The organism is Pseudomonas sp. TE6283, from assembly GCF_054060555.1.
Window position 1 is genome coordinate 1 of sequence record NZ_JBSSDH010000041.1, and the last position, 12,945, is coordinate 12,945.

Here is a 12,945-nt window from a genome sequence, read left to right on the forward strand (position 1 = left end):
AACATCCCTTCGGCCCTGCGCCTGAAGGGCGAGCTGAACATCGAGGCCCTGCGCAGCAGCTTCGCCGCGCTGATCGCCCGTCACGAAACCCTGCGCACCACCTTCCATCAGGAAGGCGAGCAGACCTGGCAGCGCATCCACCCGGCCAGCGACTTCGACCTGGCTGTCGATGCGGTCAGCGCTGACGCCTTGCAAGCGCGGGTGGCCGAAGAAGCCCGCCAGCCATTCCACCTGGAAAACGGCCCGCTGCTGCGTGCCCGCCTGCTGCGCCTGGCCGAAGACGACCATGTGCTGGTGCTGACCCTGCACCATATCGTCGCCGACGGCTGGTCGATGCCAATCATGGTCGACGAGGTGGTGCGCCTGTATGCCGGCTACTGCCAGGGCGCTGCCGCGCCACTGCCGGCCCTGGCGTTCCAGTACGCCGACTACGCCGCCTGGCAGCGCCAGTGGATGGCTGCCGGCGAGCAGACCCGCCAGCTGGACTACTGGCGCGGACAGCTGGGCGACGAGCAGCCAGTGCTGGAACTGCCGCTCGACCGTCCGCGTCCGCTGTTGCAGAGCCATGTCGGCGAGCGCCTGGACATCACCCTCGAACGCGAGCTGGCCGAGGCCCTGAAGGCCACGGCACGCGAACAGGGCGTGACCCTGTTCATGCTGCTGCTGGCTTCATTCCAGAGCCTGTTGCACCGCGTGTCCGGGCAAACCGATATCCGCGTCGGCGTGCCGATCGCCAACCGCACCCGCGCCGAAACCGAAGGCCTGATCGGCTTCTTCGTCAACACCCAGGTGCTCAAGGCCGAGTTCGACCTGCGCACCACCTTTGGCGAGCTGCTGCAGCAGGTCAAGCACACCGCCCTGCAGGCCCAGGCCCATCAGGACCTGCCCTTCGAGCAATTGGTCGAGGCGCTGCAGCCCGAGCGCAGCCTGAGCCATAGCCCGCTGTTCCAGGTGATGTTCAACCACCAGACCTACCGCGCAGGCGATGCCCGCCAACTGCCGGGGCTGACTGTCGAAGGGCTGGCCTGGGACAACCACACCGCCCAGTTGGACCTGAGCCTGGACACCTTCGAGAGCGATGACGGCCTGGGCGCAAGCCTGACCTATGTCACCGAGCTGTTCGAGCGCGCCACCGTCGAGCGCCTGGCCGGTTACTGGCTGGTCCTGCTGCGCGCCATCGCCCGGCAGCCGCAGCAGGCGATCAGCGACCTGGCGCTGCTGGACTTCGAGCAACAGCGGCAGCTGGCGAGCGGGTCCGAACAACCTGCCGATTTCAGCGCCGCTCCTTGTGTGCATCAGCTGTTCGAGGCGCAGGCCGCCCAGGCCCCGCAAGCCGTGGCGCTGGTCTGCGAGGGCGAGCAACTGACCTACCAGGCGCTGAACCGCCGCGCCAACCGCATTGCCCACAAGCTGCGCGCCCTCGGTGTCGGCCCGGACGTGCCGGTCGGCATCGCCATCGAGCGCGGCCTGGACATGGTGGTCAGCGTGCTGGCGGTGCTCAAGGCCGGTGGTGCCTATGTGCCGCTGGACCCCGACTACCCCCACGACCGGTTGGCCTACATGATCCAGGACAGCGGCCTGCGCCTGCTGCTGACCCAGTCGGGCGTGCTGGCGCGCCTGAACGTTGCCCCAGAGGTCCGCAACCTGTGCCTGGACCAGGGTGACGACTGGCTGCAAGGCTGCGTCGAGGACGACCTGGCCAACCTGACCCAGGCGGACAACCTGGCGTACATCATGTACACCTCCGGCTCCACCGGCCGGCCCAAGGGCGTTGGCATCAGCGCCGCGGCCCTGCGTGGGCACGTGCTGGGCTTCGTCGGCCGCTTCGGGCTGACGGCGGCGGACCGGGCGCTGCAGTTCTCCACCTTCAACTTCGACGCCTTCGTCGAGCAGCTGTACCCGGCGCTGGTCTGCGGCGCCCGCGTGGTGCTGCGTGGCCAGGCGCTGTGGGACAGCGAGACCTGGTACCGCCAGGTGCTGGAGCAGGGCGTGACCTTCAGCGACCTGCCGACCGCCTACTGGCACATGCTGGCCAAGGACTTCGCCGCCCATGGGCCGCGGGATTACGGCCAGCTGCGCCGCGTGCACATGGGCGGCGAAGCCATGGCCGCCGATGGCGTGCTGGCCTGGCGCGCCGCGGGGCTGGCCGGTGTGCGGCTGGTCAACACCTACGGCCCGACCGAGGCCACGGTGTGCATCACCAGCCATGACTGCAGCGACTATGTCACTGGCCAGGCCGCCTTGCCCGGCCAGATCCCGATCGGCCAGGCCCTGCCCGGACGCAGTGTCTACCTGGTCGATGCGGCCGGCAACCTGGCCTTGCCGGGTTCGATCGGCGAGCTGCTGGTGGGCGGCGAGCTGCTGGCACGGGGTTACCACAACCGCCCGGGCCAGAGCGCCGAGCGCTTCATTCCCGACCCGTTCGGCGCCAGTGCCGGTGGGCGCCTGTACCGCACCGGCGACCTGGCGCGCTTGCGCGCCGATGGCGTCATCGAGTTCATCGGCCGGGTCGACCATCAGGTGAAGATCCGCGGTTTCCGTATCGAGCTGGGCGAGATCGACGCCCGTCTGCGCGAGCACCCGGGGGTGCGCGAGGCGCTGGTGATCGACATCGACGGTGCGGGCGGCAAGCAACTGGCGGCCTACCTGGTGCCGAGCGCGCAGGCCGGTGACGATCTGCGTGCCGACCTGTTGCGCCACCTGAAGGCCGGCCTGCCGGAGTACATGGTGCCCGCGCACCTGGTGTTCCTCGAGGCGATGCCGCAGACGCCGAACGGCAAGCTCGACCGCAAGGCCTTGCCCAAGCCTGATGCCAGCCAGGCGCAAGCGGACTACGTGGCGCCGCGCAGCGAGCTGGAGCAACGCCTGGCCGCGATCTGGGCCGAGGTGCTCAAGGTCGAACAGGTCGGCCTGCACGACAACTTCTTCGAGCTCGGCGGCCACTCGCTGCTGGCGACCCAGGTGATTGCCCGGGTGCGCCAGGGGCTGGGCCTGGAGCTGGCGTTGCGCAGCCTGTTCGAGTGCCCGGACCTGCAAGGCTTCGCCGCGCTCGCCGCACAAGGCAGTGCCAGCCTGGCTCCGGCGTTGCTGCCGGTGGACCGCGGCCAGCCGCTGGCGCTGTCCTATGCCCAGCAGCGCCAGTGGTTCCTCTGGCAACTGGAGCCGGACAGCGCCGCCTATCACATCCCCGCTGCCCTGCGACTCAAAGGCCGGCTTAACCTGGAAGCGCTGCGCCAGGCGTTCGAGGCCCTGGTGGCCCGCCACGAAAGCCTGCGCACCACTTTCCACCAGGAGGGCGGGCAGGCGCTTCAGCGCATTCACCCGGCGAGCACCTTCACCCTGGTCATGGAGTCGCTCCAGGACACCCGCGCCGAGGCGGTTCGCGAGCGCGTGGCCCGCGAAGTGCAGCGCCCGTTCGACCTGAGCCAGGGGCCGCTGCTGCGGGTACGCCTGCTACGCCTGGCCGAGGACGACCACGTGCTGGTGCTGACCCTGCACCACATCGTCGCCGATGGCTGGTCGATGCCGATCATGGTCGACGAAGTGGTCGACGCCTACCTGGCCTTGAGCCAGGGCCAGCAACCCGAGCTGCCCGCCCTGGCCGTGCAGTATGCCGACTACGCCGCCTGGCAGCGCCAGTGGATGGAGGCCGGCGAGCAGGCCCGCCAGCTGGACTACTGGCTGGCGCAGCTGGGTGGCGAGCACTATGTGCTGCAGCTGCCCACCGATCACCCGCGTCCCACCGTACAGAGCCATGCCGGACGCAGCCTGACCCTCGAGGTCCCGGCGGCCCTGGCCCAGGCGCTCAAGGCGCAGGCGCGCGAGCAAGGGGTGACCTTGTTCATGCTGCTGCTGGCTTCGTTCCAGAGCCTGTTGCACCGCCAGACCGGCCAGGCCGATATCCGCGTCGGCGTGCCGATCGCCAACCGCACCCGGGCCGAGACCGAAGGGCTGATCGGCTTCTTCGTCAACACCCAGGTGCTCAAGGCCGAGTTCGACCTGCAGACCACCTTCACCGAGCTGCTGCAGCAGGTCAAGCACACCGCCCTGCAGGCCCAGGCCCACCAGGACCTGCCCTTCGAGCAACTGGTCGAGGCGCTGCAACCGGAGCGCAGCCTCAGCCACAACCCGCTGTTCCAGGTGATGTTCAACCACCAGGCCTACCGTGCGGAGAATGTCCGCGAGCTGCCGGGGCTGAGCATCGCCGGCCTGGCCTGGGACAACCCCACGGCGCATCTCGACCTGGCCCTCGACACCTTCGAGAGCGAGGACGGCCTGGGCGCGACCCTGACCTACGTCAGCGACCTGTTCGAGCACGCCAGCATCGAGCGCATGGCCGGGCACTGGCTGAACCTGTTGCAGGCAGTCAGTACCCAACCGGCGCAGCGCATCGTCGAGCTGCCGCTGCTGGACGCAGCGCAGCGCCAGACCCTCCTTGAGCAATGGAGCCGGCACGAGGCCGTCTATCCCGACCAGCGCACCGTGCAGCAGCTGATTGCCGACCAGGCCGCGCGCACGCCGCGGGCCACGGCACTGATCTGCGAGGGGCAGCAGCTCACCTACCAGGCCCTGGACCAGCGCGCCAACCAGCTGGCCCACCGCCTGCGCCAGGAAGGCATCGGCCCGGATGTTCGCGTGGGCATCGCCCTGCCGCGCAGCCTGGACATGGTGGTCGGCCTGCTGGCGGTGCTCAAGGCCGGCGGCGCCTATGTGCCGCTGGACCCCGACTACCCGCACGAGCGCCTGGCCTACATGATGGAGGACAGCGGCATCGTCCTGCTGCTCGGCCACAGCGCGCAGCTGCAGGACCTGGCGGTGGCGCCGCAGGTGCGCAGCCTGTGCCTGGACAGCGAGGCCCTTGACGCCTGGCCGAGCCATGCATTGCCCGAGCTGGGCGACCCCGACAACCTGGCGTACATCATGTACACCTCCGGTTCCACCGGCCGTCCCAAGGGCGTGGGCATCAGCGCTGCCGCCCTGAGCCGGCACGCCCATGTCGCCAAGGGCTTCTGCGGGCTGTCGGCGGCCGACCGGGTGCTGCAGTTCTCCACCTTCAACTTCGACGCCTTCGTCGAGCAGCTGTACCCGGCGCTGATCTGCGGCGCCAGCGTGGTGGTACGCGGCCCGACACTGTGGGACAGCGAGACCTTCTACCGCGAAGTGCTGAGCCAAGGCATCACCTTCGCCGACCTGCCGACCGCCTACTGGTACCTGCTGGCCAAGGACTTCGCGGCCAAGGGCCCGCGCGACTATGGCGTGCTGCGCCAGGTGCACATGGGTGGCGAGGCCATGGCCGCCGACGGTGTGCTGGCCTGGCAACAGGCCGGGCTCGGCCATGTGCGCCTGCTCAACACCTACGGGCCGACCGAGGCTACCGTCAGCGTCATGAGCCATGACTGCAGTGCCTATGTCACCGGCGAGCAGCCCCTGCCGGTGCAGATCCCGATCGGCAAGGCCCTGGCCGGGCGTTCGATCCACCTGGTGGATGCCGACGGCGACCTGGCCCTGCCAGGGGCCATCGGCGAGCTGCTGGTGGGTGGCGAGCTGCTGGCCCGCGGTTACCACAACCGCCCGGGGCTGACCGCCGAGCGCTTCATCCCCGATCCGTTCGCCACCACGCCGGGTGCCCGCCTGTACCGCACCGGTGACCTGGCGCGTTATCGCGAACAGGGGCTGGTCGAGTACGCCGGGCGCATCGACCACCAGGTCAAGATCCGCGGCTTCCGTATCGAGCTGGGCGAGATCGAGGCGCGCCTGCGTGAGCATCCGGCGGTGCGCGAGGTGCTGGTGGTCGATATCGACGGCCCGGGCGGCAAGCAACTGGCCGCCTACCTGGTGCCCAACGCGATGCCCGAGGAGCAGGGCGGCCTGCGCGCCGAACTGAAGGCTCACCTGGGCGCCAGCCTGCCGGACTACATGGTGCCGATGTACCTGGTGCCGCTCGAGCGCATGCCTCTGCTACCCAACGGCAAGCTCGACCGCAAGGCGCTGCCGGCCCCTGATACCCGCCAGGCGCAGTCGGCCTACGTGGCCCCGGTCAGCGAACTGGAGCAGCAGTTGGCGGCGCTCTGGGCCGAGGTGCTGGAGGTCGAGCGGGTGGGCCTGAATGACGACTTCTTCGAGCTGGGCGGGCATTCGCTGCTGGCGGCCCAGCTGATTTCCAAGATCAACTCGGGCCTGGGGATCGACATCCCGCTGCGCCTGCTATTCGAGAAACCGCAATTGAATGATTTTGCCCAGGCTTGTGCCTCCACCGGCCTGTCGTTGAGCGAGGACGGCTTGTCCGATATCGAAAGAATGATGAATGAAATGGCGGGCGTCTGAGATGGACAAGAGCACAGCAGAACGTATCGCCAAGCGCTTTGTCGGCCTTGCCCTGGAGCAGCGTCGGCAGATCCTCGACAAGATGCGCGAGACCGGGCAGAGCTTCCGCCTGTTGCCGATCGCCGTCACCCGCCACGACAGCCCGCGCATCCCGCTGTCCTATGCCCAGCAGCGCATGCTGTTCCTCTGGCAGCTGGAGCCGCAGAGCAGCTTCTACAACGTGCCGATGGCGGTGCGCCTGAGCGGTTCGCTGAACCAGCAGGCCCTGGCCGAGGCTCTGGACGCGCTGGTGCGGCGTCACGAAAGCCTGCGCACGCGTTTCGTCTCCGAGGAGGGGGAGTTTCACCAGCAGGTCCTTGAGCAGTCGGGCGTGAGCCTGGAAGTGCGCGAGGTACAGGCCGGGCCGGGCGAGGACATCGAACAGTGCCTGCGCACCGAGGTGCGTGAGGCACTGGATGCGCCCTTCGACCTGCTCGACGGGCCGCTGCTGCGGGTCCGGTTGCTGCGTCTGGCGCCCACCGAACATGTGCTGACGGTGTGCATGCACCATATCGTCTCCGACGGCTGGTCGGGCGAACTGATGGTGCAGGAGTTCGTGCACCTGTACGAAGCGCTGTCCCAGGGCCGCGCCGCCGACCTGCCACCGCTCGAGGTGCAGTACGCCGACTATGCGATCTGGCAGCGCGCCTGGCTCGAGGCCGGCGAGGGCGAGCGCCAGTTGCAATACTGGAAGCAGCAACTGGGGGACGAGCACCCGGTGCTGGAACTGCCGTTGGATCATGAGCGTCCGGCGCACCCCAGCTACCGCGGCGCGACCCTGCGCAGCGATGTGCCGGCGGCGCTGTCGGCCAAGCTCAAGGCCCAGGCGCGCAGCCAGGGCCAGACCGTGTTCATGCTGACCCTCGCGGCCCTGGCCGTGACCCTGGCGCGCTACAGCGGCCAGGCCGACATTCGCATCGGCGCGCCCAATGCCGGGCGCAACCGCAAGGAGGTCGAAGGCCTGATCGGCTTCTTCATCAACACCCAGGTGCTGCGGGTGCAGGTGGACGAGCGCCAGAGCGGCGCGGCCCTGCTGGAGCAGGTGAAGCAGGTGGTCAGCGGCGCGCAGTCGCACCAGGAACTGCCGTTCGAGCACCTGGTGGATGCCCTGGCGCCGGAGCGCAACCTGGGGCACAACCCGTTGTTCCAGGTGAAAATCAACCAGAACATGGCCGACACCGAGGCTGCTGCCCAGGCCCGGCAGACGCTGGGCGAGCTGAGCGTCAGCGGTTTCCCGGTCGAAGGCAACGATGCCCGTTTCGACCTGGCCTACGATTTCACCGAGACCCCCGACGGCCTGCAAGGCTACTTCAACTACAGCACGGACCTGTTCGAGGCCGCGACCATCGAGCGCCTGGCCGCTTCGTTCCAGGCGGTGCTGCGCACGCTCGTCGAGCACCCCGAGGCGGCGCTGTGCGAACACCCCGATGCCCAGGCCGCGCAGGTCGAGGCCAGCACCCACAGCTGGCCGCAGGCGGACTTCCTCGCCCTGTGGCGCCAGGGCCTGAATACCGGTGCCGAGCAGCCGGCGCTGCGCGCGGGTGATCGCATGGTCAGCTACGCGGAGCTGGAGCAGCAAGCCAACCGCTTCGCTCACTATCTGCAGGCACAGGGTATCGCCCCGGGCATGACCGTGGCGCTGTGCCAGGAGCGCTCCATCGAATGGGTGACCAGCCTGCTGGCCGTGCTCAAACTGGGCGCGGTGTACCTGCCGCTGGACAGCCGCCAGCCCGCCGAACGCCTGCAGCAACTGCTGCAGGCCAGCGACGCGCGCCTGCTGGTGCACGCCTTTGGCGACGCCCAGGCGGCGGGGCTGGGCGTGTGCCCGGCGCTGGCTTTTGACGCAGCGCAGCACGGCGACCGCAGCGACCAGCCACCGGCGGTACACATCGATCCGCAGCAAGCGGCCTACATCATCTACACCTCGGGTTCCACCGGGCAGCCCAAGGGCGTGGTGATCAGCCACGGCGCACTGGCCAACTACCTGCAGGGCGTGCTGCAGCGCCTCGACCTGCAACCCGGCGCCAGCCTGGCGATGGTCTCCACCGTGGCCGCGGACCTGGGCCACACCGTGCTGTTCGGCGCGCTGGCCTCGGGCCGGCTGCTGCACCTGCTGGGCCACGACCAGGGCTTCGATCCGGACGGTTTTGCCAGCTACATGGCCGAGCACCGGGTCGATGTGCTGAAGATCGTGCCCAGCCACCTGCAAGGCCTGCTGCAGGCCGCGCAGCCTGAGCGGGTGTTGCCCGAGCAACTGCTGATCCTCGGCGGCGAGGCCAGCTCCTGGGCCCTGATCGAGCAGGTCCGGCGTCTGAAGCCCGGCTGCCGGATCATCAACCACTACGGTCCGACCGAGACCACCGTGGGCATCCTCACCCACGAAGTCGGCGAACGCCTGCCCGGCTGGCGCAGCGTGCCGGTGGGCCGGCCGCTGGACAACGGTCAGGCGCGGGTGCTGGATGCCTACCTCAACCCGCTGCCCGAGCGGGTGGCAGGCGATCTGTACCTGGGTGGCCAGGGCCTGGCCCAGGGCTATGTCGGCCAGCCGGGGCTGACCGCCGAGCGTTTCGTCCCCGACCCCTTTGGCCAGAGTGGCGAGCGGCTGTACCGTGCCGGTGACCGCGCGCGCCTGGACCAGGGCGTGCTGGAATACCTGGGGCGCGGCGACGACCAGGTGAAGATTCGCGGCTACCGGGTCGAGCCGGGCGAAGTTGGCCAGGTGCTGCAAGGCCTGCCTGGGGTCGGCGAAGCCGTGGTGCTGGCGCTGCCCCTGGACAGCGATCCGTCGCGTCTGCAACTGGTGGCCTGGGCCGTACCGGCGGCGGGCGTCGAGTTGCAGGCCGAGGCGCTGCGCCAGGCCTTGCAGGCGCGCCTGCCGGAGTACCTGGTACCGACACAGGTGCTGCTGCTCGAGCGCCTGCCACTGACCGCCAACGGCAAGCTGGACAAAAAGGCCCTGCCCAAGCCGGGCGTGGCCAGGCAGCGCTACACCGCGCCGGTGGGCGAAATCGAGGAGAAACTTGCCGCGATCTGGTGCGAAGTGCTCAAGCGCGAGCAGGTGGGCAGCACCGACAACTTCTTCGAGCTGGGCGGCGATTCCATCCTCAGCCTGCAGATCATCGCCCGGGCCAAGCGCCAGGGCATCAAGCTGAGCCCCAAGCAGCTGTTCGAGAAGCAGACCATCGGCCAACTGGCGGCGGTGGCCAAGCTGATCGAGAAGAAGCCGGCAGCCGAAGTGGTCGAGCTGGTGAGCGGCTCGTTGGCGTTGCTGCCGATCCAGGCGCGCTTCTTCGATACCGCGATTCCCCAGCGTCACCACTGGAACCAGGCGGTGATGCTGAGCCCACGCCAGCCGTTGACCGTGGCGTTGCTGCAGGCGGCGCTCAAGCTCCTGGTGGAGCAGCACGATGCCCTGCGCCTGCGGTTCAGCGAAGAGCAGGGGCAGTGGCAGGGGCAATTCGCGCCGGTCGATGCGCAGCAGTTGCTGTGGGTGCATCAGCTGGACGACGCCGCGCGCCTGCCGGAGCTGGCCGACGAGGCCCAGCGCAGCCTGGACCTGAAGCATGGCCCGTTGCTGCGGGTGGTGCTGATCGACCTGCCCGAAGGCCAGCAGCGCCTGCTGGTGGTGATCCATCACCTGGTGGTCGACGGCGTGTCCTGGCGCGTCCTGCTCGAAGACCTGCAGGCGGCCTGCCAGGCCCTGTTGGCCGGCAAGACGCCAGTGCTGCCGGCCAAGAGCAGCTCGCTCAAGGCCTGGGCCGAGCACCTGCGCGAGCATGCCCGCAGCCCCGCGCTGGCGGCCGAGCTGGCTTACTGGCAGGCGCAGTTGCAGGGTGTCAGCGACGTCCTGCCCGGGGCGAACCCAGAGGGCGGTCAGCAGCGTAAACATGAGATCTCGGTGCGCACCCAGCTGAACGCCGAGCTGACCCGGCAACTGCTGCAGGAGGCGCCGGCCGCCTACCGCACCCAGGTCAACGACCTGCTGCTGACGGCGCTGGCCCGGGTCATCCGCCGCTGGACCGGCGAGGCGCACGCGCTGATCCGCCTGGAAGGCCACGGCCGCGAAGACCTGTTCGACGACCTCGACATCACCCGCACGGTCGGTTGGTTCAGCAGCCTGTATCCATTGAAACTGACCCCGGCAAGCGACCTGGGCGCGTCGATCATGGCGGTCAAGGAACAGCTGCGCGCCGTGCCGGCCAAGGGCATCGGCTACGGCGTGCTGCGCTACCTGGGCGACGAGCAGGCCCGCCAGGCCCTCGGCGCCCTGGCCCAGGGCAGCATCGTATTCAACTACCTGGGGCAGTTCGATGGCAGCTTCGACAGCGAGCAGGGCCTGTTCGTCCCGGCGCCGGAAGGCGCGGGACAGGGGCAGAGCCCGGAGGCGCCGCTGGGCAGCCTGCTCAGCATCGATGGCCAGGTCTACGCCGGTGAACTGGCCCTGGACTGGAGCTTCAGCAGCGCGGTGTTCGAGCGTGGGCAGATCCAGCGCCTGGCCGACGAGTACGCCGAGGAACTGCGCCAGCTGATTGCCCACTGCACCACCCCGGGCGTGGCGGGCGTGACGCCGTCGGACTTCCCGCTGGCCAGCCTCGACCAGCGCCAGTTGGCGGCGTTGCCGGTGGCGGCGGGCAATATCGAGGACATCTACCCGCTGTCGCCGATGCAGCAGGGCATGCTGTTCCACAGCCTCTACGAGCAGGCGGCGGGCAACTACATCAACCAGCTGCGGGTCGAGGTGCAGGGCCTGGATGTGCCGCGCTTCGTCGCGGCCTGGCAGGCCACCCTGGACAGCCACGAGGTGCTGCGCAGCAGCTTCGTCAGCGGTTACGACCAGTCGCTGCAGGTTGTCCTGCGCGAGGCGCGTCTGCCACTGGTGGAGCTGGACTGGCGCGCTCAGGCCGACCTGCCGACCGCGTTGCAGGCCTGGGCCGAGGCCGACCTGCGCGCCGGCTTCGACCTGGCCAGCGGTCCGCTGCTACGCCTGGCGGTGATCCGTACCGGCGAGCAGCACTACCAGCTGGTATTGACCAACCACCATATCCTGCTGGATGGCTGGAGCAGCTCGCGGCTGTTCGGCGAGGTGCTGCAGCGTTACGCCGGTGTCGTGCCAACGGCCAAGACCAGCCGTTACCGCGACTATATCCAGTGGCTGCAACATCAGGACCAGCAGGCCAGTGAAACCTTCTGGCGCGAGCGCCTGGCCGGGCTGGACGAGCCTACGCGCCTGGCCCAGGCCTTGCGGTCCGACGCCCAGGGGCATGGGCAGGCCGAGCATGAGGTTACGCTCGATGCACGGCGCACCCAGCGCCTGGGCGATTTTGCCCGGGAGCAGCGGGTCACTCTCAACACCCTGGTCCAGGCGGCCTGGCTGCTGCTGTTGCAGCGCTACACCGGCCAGGCCAGCGTGACCTTCGGTGCCACCGTGGCGGGTCGCCCGGCCGAGCTGCCGGGCGTCGAGGAGCAGCTGGGGCTGTTCATCAACACCTTGCCGGTGGTCGCCAGCCCACGTTCCGAGCAGCGTGTTGACGAGTGGGTGCAACAGGTCCAGGCACTGAACCTGGCCTTGCGCGAGCATGAGCACACGCCGCTGTACGAGATCCAGCGCTGGGCCGGCTGGAGCGGCGAGGCGCTGTTCGACAATATCCTGGTGTTCGAGAACTACCCGGTGTCCGAGGCTTTGCAGGCCGGTGCACCCCAGGAGCTGGCGTTCGGCGAGGTGGTCAGCCAGGAACAGACCAACTATCCGCTGACGCTGGTGGCACAGGTGGGCGACAGGTTGTCGGCCAGCTTCAAGTTCGATCGCGCCCGTTACGCCGAATCGGCTGTCGGGCAGTTGGCGACGCACTTCGTCGAGCTGCTGGAAGGGCTGGCGGACGCGCCGCAACGGGCCTTGGGCGAGATTGCCCTGAGCGCCGATCCGGAGCAGGTGATTGCCAGCTATCCGAGCATGGCGTGTGCCCATGAGCTGATCGAGGCGCAGGCATCGCGTACGCCTGAAGCAATCGCCGTGACTTTCGCCGGGCAATCGCTGAGCTACGACCAGCTCAACCGTCGCGCCAACCGCCTGGCGCACAAGCTGCGCGAGCAGGGCGTGGGGCCGGATGTGCTGGTGGGTATTGCGGTGGAGCGTGGGCTCGAGATGATCGTCGGCCTGCTGGCGATTCTCAAGGCCGGTGGCGCCTATGTACCGCTGGATCCGGAGTACCCGCAGGAGCGCCTGAGCTACATGATGGAAGACAGCGGTATTCAACTGCTGCTGACGCAAGGGCATCTGCTGGCCGCTCTGCCCGTACCGGCGCAGGTTCGCAGCCTGAAGCTGGAAGATGATCTGGCCGGCTACAGCGAGGAAAACCCCGAGCACCTGACCCAGCCGGACAACCTGGCCTATGTGATCTACACCTCGGGCTCGACCGGCAAGCCGAAAGGTACCTTGCTGCCGCATCACAATCTGCTGCGCCTGTTCAAGGCGACCGACGCCTGGTTTGGCTTCGGCCCGCAGGATGTGTGGACGCTGTTCCACTCCTACGCGTTCGACTTCTCTGTATGGGAGATCTTCGGTGCGCTGCTGCACGGTGGTCG

General features: G+C 68.7%; 2 protein-coding genes. Both read left to right on the forward strand.

The features are described from left to right. Positions 1-6,324, forward strand: a 6,324-nt coding sequence (locus tag ACVWZ5_RS25415; protein WP_457340941.1) for an amino acid adenylation domain-containing protein, incomplete at its 5' end; no start/stop codon positions are given. 1 nt (position 6,325) lies between these two features. Then, a partial coding sequence (locus tag ACVWZ5_RS25420; protein ID WP_457340942.1) for an amino acid adenylation domain-containing protein occupies positions 6,326-12,945 on the forward strand: 6,620 nt, incomplete at its 3' end.